General features: G+C 73.5%; 9 protein-coding genes and 1 tRNA gene. 8 read left to right on the top strand and 2 right to left on the bottom strand.

Features of this window, described 5'->3' with window-relative positions; translation table 11 throughout:
- Positions 1-40 precede the first annotated feature (40 nt).
- Entirely contained in the window at positions 41-973 is a 933-nt protein-coding gene (nudC, locus tag FHR77_RS08910; RefSeq protein WP_243861635.1) for an NAD(+) diphosphatase, read from the top strand.
- Positions 970-2,682 carry a UvrD-helicase domain-containing protein gene (locus tag FHR77_RS08905; protein ID WP_167259738.1) on the top strand — a complete coding sequence of 571 codons (1,713 nt, stop codon included), beginning with the start codon at positions 970-972 and terminating at the stop codon, positions 2,680-2,682. The genes nudC and FHR77_RS08905 overlap by 4 nt, the downstream gene beginning before the upstream one ends.
- Before the next feature lie 847 nt (positions 2,683-3,529).
- Here the strand turns inward: FHR77_RS08905 and FHR77_RS08900 are convergent.
- Positions 3,530-4,960, bottom strand: coding sequence for a zinc-dependent metalloprotease (locus FHR77_RS08900; RefSeq protein WP_167259737.1), 1,431 nt, complete (start codon positions 4,958-4,960; stop codon positions 3,530-3,532).
- Positions 4,961-5,065: 105 nt separating this feature from the next.
- Here FHR77_RS08900 and FHR77_RS08895 point away from each other — a divergent pair, with 105 nt between their 5' ends.
- The 4 genes from FHR77_RS08895 (at position 5,066) to FHR77_RS08880 (ending at position 10,748) form a co-directional block, all read left to right on the top strand.
- Positions 5,066-6,169 carry a YlbL family protein gene (locus FHR77_RS08895; protein WP_167261259.1) on the top strand — a complete coding sequence of 368 codons (1,104 nt, stop codon included), beginning with the start codon at positions 5,066-5,068 and terminating at the stop codon, positions 6,167-6,169.
- 102 nt (positions 6,170-6,271) lie between these two features.
- Positions 6,272-9,217 (top strand): UPF0182 family membrane protein, encoded by a 2,946-nt coding sequence (locus tag FHR77_RS08890; RefSeq protein WP_208380769.1) that lies wholly within the window; start codon positions 6,272-6,274, stop codon positions 9,215-9,217.
- 143 nt (positions 9,218-9,360) lie between these two features.
- A tRNA-Met gene (locus FHR77_RS08885) sits at positions 9,361-9,434 on the top strand.
- 183 nt (positions 9,435-9,617) lie between these two features.
- Entirely contained in the window at positions 9,618-10,748 is a 1,131-nt protein-coding gene (locus FHR77_RS08880; protein ID WP_167259736.1) for a glycerate kinase, read from the top strand.
- Here the strand turns inward: FHR77_RS08880 and FHR77_RS08875 are convergent.
- Positions 10,745-11,944, bottom strand: a complete 1,200-nt coding sequence (locus FHR77_RS08875) for an aminotransferase class I/II-fold pyridoxal phosphate-dependent enzyme (protein ID WP_167259735.1) — start codon at positions 11,942-11,944, stop codon at positions 10,745-10,747. The two genes, FHR77_RS08880 and FHR77_RS08875, sit on opposite strands and share 4 nt — an antisense overlap.
- A gap of 178 nt (positions 11,945-12,122) precedes the next feature.
- Between FHR77_RS08875 and FHR77_RS08865 the strand changes: the two genes are divergently transcribed.
- On the top strand, positions 12,123-13,913 hold the full coding sequence (locus FHR77_RS08865; RefSeq protein ID WP_208380767.1) for a S1C family serine protease: 1,791 nt from the start codon (positions 12,123-12,125) through the stop codon (positions 13,911-13,913).
- 155 nt (positions 13,914-14,068) lie between these two features.
- Positions 14,069-15,112: a glycosyltransferase family 2 protein gene (locus tag FHR77_RS08860; RefSeq protein ID WP_167259734.1), complete on the top strand. Its 1,044-nt coding sequence runs from the start codon at positions 14,069-14,071 to the stop codon at positions 15,110-15,112.
- Position 15,113: the final 1 nt, after the last annotated feature.

Here is a 15,113-nt window from a genome sequence, read left to right as displayed (position 1 = left end):
CCGCGCGCCACGCTGTCAACTCGCGATGATTGGTCGTCCGATGTCCTCGCCGCTCACGCCCCGCCTCCCGCTGTCCCGACAGCAGGTCGACCGTGACTACCTCACCCGCGAGCGTCCGGGCGTGGTCGCCGAGCTGCTGTCGTCCGCCGACACGAGGGTGCTGCCCGTCTGGCGCGGCCGGACCCTGATGGCGACGCCGTCGGCGCTGGCCCTGCTCGAGCCCGCCGCCCTCGGCCAGGCCCGCGACCACCTCTACCTCGGCCGGTCGCTCGACCCCGCCGCCGTCGAGCCCGTCGGCACCCCCGTCGTGGCGGCGCTGCTCGACGACGACCAGGCGGCCGCCCTCGAGCCCGACGACGAGGCGTGGAGCAGCCCGCGGGCCACGGGCTCGACGCTCAGCGCCCGCGACGTGGGCCTGGCCGTCGAGGCCGTCGCCCTCGCCAACTGGCACGACTCGCACCGCTTCGCCCCGCGCACCGGCCGCGAGCTCGTCAGCGACAAGGCCGGCTGGGTCCGGCGCGACCCCGACGACGGCCACGAGGTGTTCCCGCGCACCGACCCCGCGATCATCGTCGGCGTCACCGACGCCGACGACCGGCTGCTGCTCGGCTCGAACGCCCTGTGGGAGTCCAACCGGTGGTCGCTCCTCGCGGGGTTCGTCGAGCCCGGCGAGTCCCTCGAGCAGGCCGTGCAGCGCGAGGTCTTCGAGGAGAGCGGGGTGAAGGTCGTCGACCCGCAGTACCTCGGGTCGCAGCCCTGGCCCTTCCCCGCGAGCCTGATGCTCGGCTTCCGGGCCGTCGTCGACGCCGCCGACCCGGGGGTGCTCGAGCCCGACGGCGCCGAGATCCTCGACCTGCGCTGGTTCAGCCGCGACGAGCTCGCGGCGAGCCTCGGCGACGTCCTCCTGCCGGGCCGCACGTCGATCGCCCGCGCCATCATCGAGGACTGGTTCGGCGGCGAGCTCGACCAGTGACCGAGGCCGCTGAGCTCATCGCCGGGCTCGACGAGCAGCAGCGCGAGGCGGCCCGTCGGCTGCTCGGGCCGGTCTGCCTCCTCGCGGGGGCGGGCACCGGCAAGACCCGCGCCATCACGCACCGCATCGCCTACGGCGTCGCGACCGGCGTGTACGCCCCGAACCGCGTGATGGCACTCACCTTCACCTCCCGCGCGGCGGCCGAGCTCCGCGGACGGCTACGCCACCTCGGCGCGGGGGGCGTGTCGGCGCGCACCTTCCACGCCTCCGCCCTCTCGCAGCTGTCGTACTTCTGGCCGCAGACCATGGGCGGGCAGATGCCGCGCCTCCTCGACGGGAAGGGCAAGCTGCTGGCGCACGCCGCCGAGCGGCTGCGGCTCAAGCTCGACACCGCCTCGCTGCGCGACATGGCCGGCGAGATCGAGTGGCGCAAGGTCTCCCGGCTCACGATGGACGAGTACGCGCTGAAGGTGCCCTCGCGCTCGCTGCCGCAGTCGGTGTCGGTCGAGGCGGCGCTCGACCTGCACGCCGCCTACGAGGACATCAAGGACGAACGTCGCCAGCTCGACTTCGAGGACGTCCTGCTGGCCACGGTCGGCATGCTCGAGCTCGAGCCCCGGGTCGCGCAGCAGGTCCGTGAGCAGTACCGCTTCTTCGTCGTCGACGAGTACCAGGACGTCTCGCCCCTTCAGCAGCACCTCCTCGAGCTGTGGCTCGGCGACCGCAACGACCTCTGCGTCGTCGGTGACGCCAGCCAGACCATCTACTCGTTCGCCGGGGCCTCCGCCGACTACCTCCTGGGGTTCGGCTCCCGGTACGACGACGCGACGGTGGTGCGCCTCGAGCAGAACTACCGCTCGTCGCGCCAGATCGTCGACACCGCCAACCAGCTCATGCGCGGCCGGCCCGGTGCCCTCCACCTGCACCCCGCGGTCGAGACGACCGGGCCGGTGCCCCCGGTGACGCAGTACCCGACCGACATGGCGGAGGCGCGGGGCGTGGCCCAGACGATCGCCGACGAGATCGCGTCGGGCGTCGCGCCGGAGGAGATCGCGGTGCTCTACCGCGTCAACGTCCAGGCGGCGGCGCTCGAGCGCGCCCTCTCCGACGTGGGCGTCTCGACGCGGGTCCAGGGCGCGACGCGGTTCTTCGAGCTGCGCGAGGTCAAGGAGGCGCTGATGATGCTCAAGGGAGCGGCCGTCAGCATCGTGGGCGAGCCGCTCTTCAAGACGGTCAGCGACGTGCTGCGCTCGCTGGGGTGGACGCAGGAGGCGCCCGAGCAGCGGGGCGCCGTGCGTGACCGCTGGGAGTCGCTGAACGCCCTGATGGGGCTCGCCGAGGCCTCGCCCCCCGAGACCACGCTGCGGCAGTTCGTCGACGAGCTCTTCGCCCGCCAGCAGGGGCAGCACGAGCCGACGATGGCCGCCGTCACCCTCGCGACCCTGCACTCGGCGAAGGGGCTCGAGTGGCGGAGCGTCTACCTCGTCGGCCTCAGCGAGGGCTTCGTGCCGATCAGCTACGCGCAGGGGCTCGAGGCGATCGACGAGGAGCGGCGACTGCTCTACGTGGGCGTCACCCGGGCCCGGGAGCGCCTCCGGCTGTCGTGGGGCGCGGCGGGCCAGGGCCGGGGCGGCGAGCGTCGACCGAGCCGGTTCCTGGAGGAGCTCCGCATCCGCAGTCGCGACGCGGTGTCGTCCACGAGCGCGTGACCTCGCCGCTCGCCCGGTCGACGCGGTCGACGGCCGCCGCGTCGTCGCCGGCTCCGTGCTCGGCCACGGCGAGCAGCCGCCGCACCGCCGCCGCGGCGGCCTCGTGCACCACCAGCGACGACAGGGGCGTCGGCGGGGCCGTCACGAGCTGACCGGCGAGGGCGGGCCACGCCGGGTCGGCCTCGCCGTCGTGCAGGTGCAGGCACCGGACGCACGCCGTCACGCCCGGGACGACGACCGGCCCGACCCGCACCGAGCGGTCGCCCGAGCGCACGACCAGGTGGACGACGTCGTGGCGCACCCACTCGGCCGTCAGGCACGGGTCGGGGACGAGGCCCGAGACGACCAGGCCCAGGCCGGCAGGCGACGAGGAGGCGCTCCGCGGGTCACCGGGGGAGCCCGCGACGCTCTCGGCGTCGACCCGCAGCACCCCGAGGCCCTCCGCCTGGGCGAGCCGCCCGACGGCGTCGGCGAGGGGCCCCGACCCCGCGAGGCGCACGAGCGGAGGTGCCGCGCGGGGCCCGTCGGCGAGCAGGGCCGGCTCGAGCCGCTGCACGGCGGCGGCGACGGACCCGGCGTCGGCGCCGAGCTGAGCGGCGAGCGCGGTGACGCCCCCGTCGCCGCGACCGGCCACGAGGGCGGCGACCACCGCCTCCTCGAGTCGGCTCACCCCGCGGAGGACGACCAACGCCCGCTCGACCCCGATCTGCAGGGTGTCGGGATCACGCCACAGCACGGGGACGTGGTCGGGCAGGCGGAGGGGGCGAGGAGCGGGCACGCCCCGAGCTTGCTGCAGCGGGAGCGACCGCCCCGCGTTGTCCACAGGCCCGCCCGGGCGGGCCCGCGGTCAGCGAGCGGGGGAGGGACCGCCGTCGGGGGAGCCGTCCTCGCCGCGGTCGGGCTCGGTGTCGGTGTCGGTCTCGGCCTCGACCGCGCTGCCGTCCGTGGACTCGCGGGGACGGTCGTCGCCCGTGTCGGCCAGGAGGTCGGCGATGGCCTGGTCGACGTCGTCGAAGGCGGGCTCGGACGCGGTCAGCCGCGCCACGAGCGCCTGGGGGTCGTCGATGTCGGCGTCGGTCGGGACGATGTCGGGGTGGGCCCAGAGCGCGTCGCGCTGCTCGGCCCCGACCGCGGCGCTGACGGCCGACCACATCGCCGCGGCCTCGCGGAGGCGTCGGGGGCGGAGCTCGAGGCCGACGAGCGTCGAGAACGCGGACTCGGCGGGGCCGCCGGCCGCCCGGCGACGGCGGACGGTCTCGGCGATCGCGCCGGCCTTCGGCAGGCGCGCGGTCGCCTCGGCGGTGACGACGTCGACCCAGCCCTCGATGAGGGCGAGCGTCGTCTCGAGGCGGGCCAGGGCGGCCAGCTGCTCGTCCGTCTTCGGGGGGATCAACGCTCCGCTCGCGAGGGCGTCCTGCAGCTGCTCGGGCGACTCGGGGTCGAAGTCGACCGCGAGCTCCTCGAGCCGGCTCGTGTCGATGCGGATGCCCTGGGCGAACTCGCGGATGGACGAGATGAGGTGGAGGCGGAGCCAGCGTGCGTGCCGGAACAGCCGGGCGTGCGCGAGCTCGCGCACGGCGAGGTACAGCTGCACCTGGTCGCGCTCGATGTCGAGGCCCTCGCCGAAGGCGTCGACGTTCTGCGGCACGATCGCGGCCTGCTGGTCATCGAGAAGGGGGATGCCGACGTCGCCGCCGGAGACGACCTCGGTCGAGAGCTGCCCGACGACCTGGCCGAGCTGGAGGGCGAACAGGGTGCCGCCCACGCTGCGCATGACCTGGCCCGCCCCGGCCAGGAGCGACTGCATCTCGTCGGGGGCCTGCTCGGAGAGCACGCGGGTGAGGGAGTCGGCGATGGACTCGGCGACCGGCTCGGCCAGCTGCGTCCAGACCGGCATGGTCAGGCGTGCCCACTCGGCACGGCTCACGAGCTTCGGGGGGACCGTGAGCTCGGCCACGTAGGTGACCTCGTCGAGCCAGAGGGCCGCGAGGGTGAAGGCCTGCTCGAGGGCCGCCGTGGCGGCGGGGTCGGCGGCCACGGCGGAGGCCGTGCCGACGGCGGTCGCCTGCTGGGTCGCGACGCTCCAGTCGATGCCGTCGCCGCTGCGGCTCACGGCGTCCTGCAGCTGGCTCATCAGCCGGGCGACGAAGGCCGGGTCGGACGGCAGCCCCGCCGCGCCCGCGAGCTTCGACGGATCGATGTCGGAGCCGCCCGCCAGGAACTGGCGCAGCATCTCTCGGAACTCGTCCTCCGGGCCGCGCTGCGGTTCATCAGTCATGCTGACTACGCTAGCTGCTGGCCGCAGGAACAGCCTGGGTTCCGGCCGACGCCTCCCGGTCCGCCGCTGCGCCCGTGGCGAACACCGAAAGGACCGTCCGTGGCCATGTTCACGCCCCCGGCTCGACCCGTCGAGCAGCCCCGTCGCCGTGCCGCCCTCGGGTGGTGGCTGCTGGTCGTCGCCCTGGTCGCCGGGCTCGCGCTCACCTTCCTCCCCTCGCCCTACCTGATCGAGCAGCCGGGCCCCGTGTTCGACACCCTCGGCAGCGCCGACTACGAGGGCGAGAGCGAGCCGCTCATCACCGTCGAGGGCGCCGAGACCTACCCGACGGCCGGGTCGCTCGACCTGCTGACCGTCAGCGTGCGCGGCGACGTCGCGAACCGGCCCAGCTGGCTCGACGTCGTCCAGGCCTGGTTCTCGCCGAGCCGGGCCGTCGTGCCGGTCGAGGCCATCTACCCCTCCGGCGTCTCGAACGAGCAGGTCGACGAGCAGAACGCCGTCGACATGCAGAACTCCCAGAAGTCCGCCGTCGCGGCCGCCCTCGTGCACGAGGGGTACCAGGTGCCCAGCACCGTCACGGTCAGCCAGGTCTCCGACGACGGACCGTCGGCGGGCGTGCTCCGCGAGGGCGACGTCGTCGTCAGCGTGGACGGCGTCGACCTCACCACCAACGGCGACGTCGACGCCCTCCGCGCCGTGGTCGCCGACCACGGGGCCGACGGCCCCGCCGACGTCGTCGTCGAGCGCGACGGGCAGCAGGTGACCGAGCAGGTGACGCCGCAGGAGGTGCAGGGGACGCCCCTCCTGGGCGTCGGCGTGAGCGTCGACTACGAGTTCCCCTTCGACGTGACGCTCCGTCTCGACAAGGTCGGCGGCCCGAGCGCGGGCATGATGTTCGCCCTCGGGATCATCGACAAGACCACGCCCGGCGAACTCAACGGCGGCGAGACGGTCGCGGGCACGGGCACCATCACGGCCTCGGGCACCGTCGGGCCGATCGGGGGCATCCGCCAGAAGCTGTACGGCGCCCGCGACGCGGGGGCGTCGGTCTTCCTCGCGCCGGCCAGCAACTGCGACGAGGTCGTCGGCCACGTGCCCTCCGGCCTCGACGTCTACGCGGTCGCCACCCTCGACGACGCCGTGACGGCGCTCGAGACCGTGGCCGACGGCGGAGACACCGCCTCGCTGCCCACCTGCACGGCCGGCTGAGGGCCCCTGCACAGCTCCCTGCGAGGAGGCGCGGGCACGGTGGAACGGTCAGGCTCGACACGTAGGATGGCCGTCCACGTCCCCTGAGCCAGGAGCACCCTCTTGACGTCACCTGCATCGTCGCGCACCCCGCGACGTTCGCCCCGAGCGCCGGTCCTCGTGACGGTGGCGATCCTCGCCGCCCTCGTCATCGCGTTCTTCATCTTCTCGTCGCTGCTGACGGACTACCTCTGGTACGACCAGCTCGGGTTCGCGAACGTGCTGACGACGCAGTGGATCGCGGGCGCGGTGATGTTCCTCGTGGGCTTCGTCGCCATGGCCGTCCCGGTCTGGGTCAGCATCGACGTGGCGTTCCGGTTCCGCCCCGTCTACGCGAAGCTCAACTCGCAGCTCGACCGCTACCAGCAGGTCATCGAGCCCCTCCGCCGCGTCGTGGTGCTCGGCGTGCCGATCGTGCTCGGGCTGTTCGCGGGCATCGCGACCTCGACGCGCTGGCAGGTCACCCTGCAGTGGCTGAACCGCACCTCCTTCGGCGAGACCGACCCGCAGTTCGGCCTCGACGTGGGCTTCTACGTCTTCGAGCTGCCCTTCTACCAGGGCGCCGTCGGCTTCGCGTCGGCCGTCGTCCTCATCGCGGGCCTGGCGGCCCTGGCCACGAGCTACCTCTACGGGGCGCTGCGCTTCTCGGGCCGTGACGTGCGCATCTCCCGCGTGGCGCGCATCCAGCTGGCCGTCACCGCCGCGCTCTACCTGGCCCTCCAGGGCCTCAGCCTGTGGCTCGACCAGTACGCGACGCTCACCGACGGCACGAACAAGCTCGTCACCGGCGCCACCTACACCGACGTCGCCGCGGGCATCCCCGGCAAGCAGATCCTCGCGCTGGCCGCGGCGGTCGTGGCGATCCTCTTCATCGTCACCGCGGTCGTGGGCAAGTGGCGGCTCTCCGTCATCGGCACTGCCGCGCTGATCATCATCAGCATCATCGTCGGCGGCATCTACCCCTGGATCGTCCAGCGGTTCCAGGTCGAGCCGAGCGAGCGGACGGTCGAGTCGACCTACATCGAGCGGAACATCGACGCCACCCGGGAGGCGTACGGGGTGGCCGACGTCGAGGAGCAGTCCTACGACGCGCAGAGCGACGCCGAGGCGGGCGCGCTCGCCGGCGACGCGGTCACGACCGCGAACATCCGCATCATCGACCCGGCGCTCGTCACCGACGCCTTCGCCCAGCTGCAGCAGTACCGCCAGTACTACAGCTTCCCCGAGCAGCTCTCCGTCGACCGCTACACGATCGACGGCCAGCAGCAGGACACCGTCATCGCGGTGCGCGAGCTCAACACGGACCAGCTCGGCAACTCGGCGACCCCGTACAACACGACGTTCGTCTACACGCACGGCTACGGCGTCGTGGCGGCCTACGGCAACCAGCGCTCGGCCGACGGCCAGCCCGTCTTCCTCGAGTCGGGCATCCCGGTGACGGGCGCCCTCGGCGACTCGGACACCTACGAGCCGCGCATCTACTTCGGCCAGGAGTCGCCCGACTACTCGATCGTCGGCGGCGACGGCGGCGACGACATCGAGCTCGACTACCCCTCGGGCGCGAACGACAACGGCACGAACCAGACCACGACCTTCGAGGGCGACGGCGGGCCGAAGCTCGACAGTGCGTTCAAGAAACTGATCTACGCGATCAAGTTCCAGTCGGAGCAGGTGTTCCTCTCCGACGCGGTCAACGACCAGTCGCAGATCCTCTACGACCGCGACCCGGCCCAGCGCGTGCAGAAGGTCGCTCCCTACCTCACCATCGACAGCGCGCCGTACCCGGCCGTCGTCGACGGACGGGTGAAGTGGATCGTCGACGCCTACACGACGACCCCGGAGTACCCGTACTCGAAGCCGCAGGCCCTGTCGGACGCGATCGCCGACACCTACACCGAGCGACCGGTCTACGCGTCGAACGAGATCAACTACATCCGCAACTCGGTCAAGGCGACCGTGGACGCCTACGACGGGTCGGTCGACCTCTTCGCGTGGGACACAGAGGACCCGATCCTCAAGACGTGGCAGAAGATCTTCCCCTCCACGACGAAGCCGCTGAGCGACATGTCCGTCGACCTCATGCAGCACGTCCGCTACCCGCAGGACATGTTCAAGGTGCAGCGCGCCATCCTCGGCACCTACCACGTGACCGACGCCGACTCGTTCTACTCGAGCGACGACGCGTGGGTGACGCCGAACGAGCCGACGAGCAACACGGCCAACCCGCCGCTGCAGCCGCCGTACTACCTGACCCTGCAGCTGCCCGACCAGGACCCGGCGTTCTCGATCTACTCGACGTACATCCCCCAGCAGTCGGGGGAGAACGCGCGGAACGTGCTGACCGGGTACCTGGCTGCGAACGCCGACGCGGGCACGACGCCCGGTGAGATCTCGCCCGACTACGGGAAGCTCTCGCTGCTGACCCTGCCCAAGACGGACACCGTCCCCGGCCCGGGCCAGGTGCAGAACAACTTCAACACCGACACGGCCGTGGCGAACCAGCTCGCGCTGCTCACCCGCGGCGACACCAGCGTCGTGCGGGGCAACCTGCTCACGCTGCCGGTGGGAGGCGGCCTGCTGTACGTGCAGCCGATCTACGTGAAGTCGAACAGCGAGACGTCGTACCCCGTGCTGCAGAAGGTGCTCGTCTCGTTCGGCGAGAAGATCGCCTTCGAGGACACCCTCAACGGAGCGCTCGACTCGCTCTTCGGCGGCAACTCGGGTGCCCAGGCGGGCGACGAGGGAGTGCCGGAAGGCGACACGAGCACGGGCGACACCGGTGACGCGGGCACGGACGACGCCCCCGACACGGGTGCCGGCGCCGACACGGGCGCGACCGGCAACTCGCAGCTCGACCAGGCCCTGGCGGATGCGCAGTCGGCCCTCGAGGACCGCAGCGCGGCGTACCAGTCGAACGACCTGGTGGCCGCGGCCGAGGCCGACGAGCGCCTCCAGACCGCCCTCGAGGCCGCGGTGACCGCGAGCGAGTCCGCGACCGCCGGCCAGTAGCGCCGGCCACTGCACCGGTGACGACCGACCGCCCCTCGACCCCGGTCGAGGGGCGGTCGGTCGTCTCTCGGGCGCCGACCCGAGGTCGGCGGCCGTGCCGATTGGACAGGTCGCAGATCGCCTGGTAATGTTTCTTCTTGTGCCGCGGGGTGGAGCAGTTCGGTAGCTCGCTGGGCTCATAACCCAGAGGTCGTAGGTTCAAATCCTGCCCCCGCAACAGAGAACGCGACACACACGAAAGCCCTGGTCTCCTGACCAGGGCTTTCGTCGTTCCCGGCCCGCGAGATGCGGCCGGCCGGCGGTCCGCCGGGCAGGTCTCGTGGCCCTCGCCGTCGTCCCCGCCGCCGCGCGGGCCGGGTCCGCCCTCGCCGGGCGCGCCGGGACGTGCCACTGTGTGGACATGCAGTCGCCCCTCTCCGTCGTCGTCGCCCCGGATTCGTTCAAGGGCACGATCGCTGCGGCCCCCGCCGCCGCCGCCCTGGCGGCGGGCTGGCGGGAGGTCCGCCCCGACGACGTCGTGCGCCTCCTGCCCCTCGCCGACGGGGGCGAGGGCACCCTCGACGCGTTCGAGTCGGCCGTGCCGGGTGCGGTGCGGCACGAGCTCTCCGTCCCCGGGCCCGACGGGCGGCCCGTCACGGCGCCCTGGCTGCTCCTGCCGGGGGCCGTGGCCGTGGTGGAGCTCGCCGCGGCGAGCGGGCTCGGCCTGCTGACGCGTCCGCAGCCGTACGACGCCCACACCCGCGGGCTGGGTCGAGTCGTCGCTGCCGCCCTCGACGCCGGGGCGCGACGTGTGCTCGTCGCGCTGGGCGGCAGCGCCTCCACCGACGGCGGCGCGGGGATGCTGACCGAGCTCGGCGCGCGCCTCCTCGACTCGCTGGGGGAGCCCGTCGTCGACGGCTCCCACGGCCTCGCCGCGGCGTCACGGCTCGACCTCAGCGGGCTCCGCGCCCTGCCGGTCGACGGCGTGGTCGGCCTGACCGACGTCCGTAGCCCGCTCCTCGGCCCGAGGGGGTCGGCTGCCGTCTTCGGGCCGCAGAAGGGCGCAGGCCCCGACGACGTGCTCGCGCTCGAGGCGGCGCTGGCCTCGTTCGCGTCGCTCGTCGACGTCGACCCCGCCACCCCGGGGGCGGGGGCGGCCGGGGGCACGGCCTTCGGCCTGCTGCTCTGGGGCGCGGTGCTCGAGTCCGGTGCCGAGGCGGTCGCCGAGACCGTCGACGCCCGCTCCTTCGTCGAGACGGCGGACGTGGTCGTCACGGGGGAGGGCCGGTACGACGCCCAGACCGCCGAGGGCAAGGTCGTCTCCTGGGTCTGCTCGGAGGCCGCCCGGGCCGGGGTGCGCACCGCCCTCGTCGCGGGGTCCGTGGCCGCGGGGACCGGTTCCTTCGACGTCGTCGTGGAGCTGGGCGAGCTCGCCGGCGGAGCAGCCGAGTCGTCCGCCCGGCCGGAGCCGTGGCTGCGCGAGGCCGGTCGCGAGCTCGCGCGCCGGGAGACCGCCCTCCGCGAGGGAGACGCGAGCGCCCAGGTCGACTAGGTCCGCAGGCGGGCGAGCTGGTCGCCGGCACGCTCCAGCACCGCGGTCGTCTTGCAGAAGGCGAACCGCAGCAGCGACGAGTGCTCGCGGGCGAGCTCCGGCCCGCAGAAGGCGCTCACGGGCACGGCGACGACCCCGGCGAGCTCGGGCAGCCGACGGGCGAGCTGCGCCGCGTCGTCGAAGCCGAGCGGGCGGGAGTCGGCCACCACGAAGTACGAGCCGCTCGAGGGCGACACCCCGAAGCCGGCGGCCGTCAGCCCCTCCGTGAGGAGGTCGCGGCGTCGCTGCAGGCTGTCGGCGAGGCCCGCGAAGTAGGAGTCGGGCAGGCCGAGGCCGACCGCGACGGCCGGCTGGAAGACCGACCCGTTGACGTAGGTGAGGTACTGCTTGACGGTGAGGATGCGCGTCAGCAGCTCGGCGGGCCCGGTCGCCCAGCCGATCTTCCAGCCCGTGACGCTGAACGTCTTGCCCGCGCTGGAGATGGTGACCGTGCGGTCGGCGGCGCCCGGCAGCGTCGCGATCGGCACGTGACGACGGCCGTCGAAGAGCATGTGCTCGTAGACCTCGTCGGTGACGACCACGGCGTCGTGGCGGATCGCCAGGTCGACGAGCAGCTGACGGGTCTCGTCGTCGAGCACGCTGCCCGTGGGGTTGTGCGGGTCGTTCACGAGGACGACCGCTGTGGCGTCGGAGAAGGCGGCCCGGAGCTCGTCGTGGTCGACGCGGAAGTCCGCGCCCCGGAGCGGGACCGTCCGGTGGGTCGCCTTCGTGAGGCCGATGACGGCGCCGTAGGCGTCGTAGAAGGGCTCGAGGGTGAGCACCTCGTCGCCCTCGTCGACGAGGGCGAGCAGGGTCGCGGCCAGTGCTTCCGTGGCGCCGGCCGTCACGAGGACCTCGCGCGAGGGGTCGAGCTGCAGGCCGTAGAACCGCGCCTGGTGCGCCGCGACCGCCTCGAGCAGCACGGGCACGCCGCGGCCGGGCGGGTACTGGTTCAGGCCGGCGTCGAGGGCCGCGTGCGCGGCGTCGAGCACCTCGCGCGGACCGTCCTCGTCGGGGAATCCCTGCCCGAGGTTGATCGCCCCCGTCGCGGCGGCCAGGAAGGACATCTCGGCGAAGATCGTGGTGGCGAGTCGGCCGTCGTCGTCGAGCAGCCGGGCGCCTCGGGCGACGCGCTGCCAGGGGGCTGGTGCAGTCATGGTCCCGACACCGTAGCCGCCGCCCGGCCCACCGGCCAGCCCGGCGTCGTCCCGTGACGGGCACGGACCTGACGCTCGGCGGGCGCATGCCGTGGCCGCAGGACCCGCTCAGGCTCGCCATATGTTCCCCACAGGCAGAGGGGCCAGGCTGGCGGAGCTTGGAAGGAGCACCGCGACCATGAACGACACCCCCCGAGGCACCGACGACTCCGACGACGCCACCCGCCCCACGGAGCCGGTCACGCCGGGTGACCCCGCCGAGGCCCCGCGCGGGTCGGACGACGTGCCCCGCGTGAGCTTCGGCGCCCCGCCCCTGCCGGGGAGCACCCCGAGGTCGCTGGCCGAGGAGGAGGCGTCCCGTCAGCAGGGAGGCGGGCAGCAGTCGTCGTACCCGCAGGCGGGCCACGAGCAGGCGGGTGACCACCCGCAGCCCTACCAGCAGCAGCCGCCCTACCAGCAGCAGCCGCCCTACCAGCAGCCCGGCTCGTACCAGCAGCCTGCGTCGTACCAGCAGCCCGGCAGCTACCAGCAGCCGGCCTCGTACCAGCAGCCCGCCTCGTACCAGCAGCCGGCGTCGTACCAGCAGCCGGCGTCGTACCAGCAGCCCGCCTCGTACCAGCAGCCCGGCAGCTACCAGCAGCCCGCGTCGTACCAGCAGCCCGGCTACGCGCAGGCCGGCGAGCACCGGCAGACGGCCGGCTGGCACGACCAGCAGACGGCTCCGCAGGCCGAGTGGCCGGCCGCCGACGGGCAGCCGCAGGGCACCTGGGCGGCACCCGTGCCGACGGAGAAGAAGCCCCGCCGTGGCCGAGGCGTCGTCGCGGCGGCCCTCGCGGTCGGCCTGCTCGGCGGCGGGGCCCTCGGCGGCGTCGTCGGCGGCGCGGTGGCCGGCGGCGGCAGCTCGACGGTCGTCGGCCAGTCCCGCGACCTGACCGTCAACGACTACGCCGACGCGACGGCGATCACCGCCGTGGCCGCGAAGGCGACGGAGTCGGTGGTCACCATCAACGTGACGGCCGGCCAGTCGGGCGGCACCGGCTCCGGCGTGATCGTCTCCGACGACGGCTACCTCGTCACGAACACCCACGTGGTCACGCTCGACGGCGCCAGCGCCTCCGGCACGATCTCGGTCACCCTCAGCGACGGCAGCATCCTGCCCGCCACCGTCGTCGGCCTCGACCCCACCGTCGACCTCGCCGTCCTGAAGATCGACGCGACGGGCCTCAAGCCCATCACCTTCGCCGACTCGTCGAAGCTCAACGTCGGCGACACCGCGGTGGCCATCGGGGCCCCGCTCGGGCTCTCGAACACGGTCACGGACGGCATCGTGTCGACCCTCAACCGCAGCATCACCGTGCAGTCGTCCGCCGCCCCGACCGACGGCTCCGACGAGGGGCAGCAGAACGACAACAACGGCCAGGGCCCGTTCTCGTTCAACAACGGCGACGGCAGCACGCAGAACCAGGCGAGCAGCGTCATCTCGCTGCCCGTGATCCAGACCGACGCGTCGATCAACCCCGGCAACTCGGGCGGCGCCCTGCTCGACGCGCAGGGCGAGCTGATCGGCCTCAACGTCGCGATCGCGAGCTCGGGCGAGTCGTCGGGCAGCATCGGCGTCGGCTTCTCCGTGCCGTCGAACCTCGTCAAGCGCGTCTCCGACGAGATCATCGCCAACGGCTCCGCGTCGCACGGCCTCCTCGGGGCGAGCGTCGACGACGCCGCGAACGTGCAGGGCGCCGACCGCGTCGGCGCGGTGATCGTGGAGATCAGCAGCGGGGGCGCCGCCGAGGCGGCGGGCCTGCGCAAGGGCGACGTCGTCACCGAGTTCAACGGCGTGCCGGTCACCAGCCGCACCGACATCACCGCCCAGGTACGCTTCCTGGCCGGCGGCAGCACGGCCGACCTCACGTACGTCCGTGACGGGAAGTCGGCCACCGCCTCCGTCACGCTCGGCACGCTCACGAGCTGAGGCCGAGCGCGGCGCAGGCCGCGACAGCGCGCCACGAGGGCGGGCCCGGGGGATCCCCGGTCCCGCCCTCGCCTGTTGGTAGGCTCGCGGGGATGCCGGCGGCATCCCCCGTCCCCGACCGTGCGCCCAGCGCCGTGAGCCCGAGGCCCGACACCATGGCACTGCCCGACACGCCCCTCCCCGGTGTCTCGTACGTCATGCCCGTCCTCAACGAGGAGGCGGAGATCCGGGCCGCCGTCGAGAGCCTCGTCGCGCAGGACTACCAGGGCCCCTTCGAGGTGCTGCTCGCCCTCGGGCCGAGCGTGGACAGGACGGACGAGGTCGTCGCCGAGATGTCGGCGGCCGACCCGCGCATCCGGAGCATCCCCAACCCGGTCGGCTCGACGCCGGCCGGCCTCAACGTCGCCATCCGGGCCTCGGTGCACCCCGTCACCGTCCGCGTCGACGCGCACTCCGTCCTGCCCCCCGAGTACACGCGGCTCGCCGTCGCGGCCCTGCAGCGGAGCGGGGCCGACAACGTGGGCGGCATCATGCTCGCCGAGGGGCGCACCCCCTTCGAGCGGGCGGTGGCGCGCGCGTACGGCAGCCGCGTCGGCCTCGGGGGCACTCCCCACCACGTCGGAGGCGCGGAGGGGCCCGCCGAGACCGCCTACCTCGGCGTCTTCGTGCGCTCCCGCCTGCTCGAGGTGGGCCTCTTCGACGAGGGCGTCAAGCGCGGCCAGGACTGGGAGCTCAACCGACGGCTGCGGGCGACCGGGGGCACGGTCTGGTTCACGCCGGAGCTCGTGGTGACCTACCGGCCCCGGCCGAGCCTCCACAAGCTCGTCCGGCAGTTCGTCGCGACCGGGCTCTGGCGGGGCGAGCTCGCCCGGCGGTTCCCGAAGGCGAACACGCTGCGCTACCTCGTGCCGCCGGCGATGGTCGTCGGCGCGGGAGCCGGCCTCCTCGTGGGCCTCGTCGGGGTCGTCGGCGCGGCCGTGGGCAGCCCGTGGGCCTGGGCGCTGCTCGGCTTCGCGGCGCCGGGGGCGTACCTGCTCTTCGTGGTCGCGGCGGCCGTGCTCGCCGCGCGGGGCGAGAGCCTCCGCACGCGGCTGTGGTTTCTCGTAGTCTTGCCCTCCATCCACTTCGGCTGGGGATCCGGCTTCGTCTTCGGCTTCCTGTCGCTCACGAAGAACATCACCGCTCACACCGGGAGGTAGC

Origin of the sequence: Frigoribacterium endophyticum (assembly GCF_011759585.1) — a bacterium.
GTDB classification, from domain to species: Bacteria; Actinomycetota; Actinomycetes; order Actinomycetales; family Microbacteriaceae; genus Frigoribacterium; species Frigoribacterium endophyticum.
This window is presented reverse-complemented; position numbering and strand designations above follow the sequence as displayed.

What these genes read in the sequence shown, in the direction of transcription:
- FHR77_RS08875 (WP_167259735.1), bottom strand. Translation starts at nt 11,944, where the DNA reads ATGACTGCACCAGCCCCCTGGCAGCGCGTCGCCCGAGGCGCCCGGCTG.
- FHR77_RS08900 (WP_167259737.1), bottom strand. Translation starts at nt 4,960, where the DNA reads ATGACTGATGAACCGCAGCGCGGCCCGGAGGACGAGTTCCGAGAGATG.
- nudC (WP_243861635.1), top strand. Translation starts at nt 41, where the DNA reads ATGTCCTCGCCGCTCACGCCCCGCCTCCCGCTGTCCCGACAGCAGGTC.
- FHR77_RS08895 (WP_167261259.1), top strand. Translation starts at nt 5,066, where the DNA reads ATGTTCACGCCCCCGGCTCGACCCGTCGAGCAGCCCCGTCGCCGTGCC.
- FHR77_RS08860 (WP_167259734.1), top strand. Translation starts at nt 14,069, where the DNA reads ATGGCACTGCCCGACACGCCCCTCCCCGGTGTCTCGTACGTCATGCCC.
- FHR77_RS08880 (WP_167259736.1), top strand. Translation starts at nt 9,618, where the DNA reads ATGCAGTCGCCCCTCTCCGTCGTCGTCGCCCCGGATTCGTTCAAGGGC.
- FHR77_RS08865 (WP_208380767.1), top strand. Translation starts at nt 12,123, where the DNA reads ATGAACGACACCCCCCGAGGCACCGACGACTCCGACGACGCCACCCGC.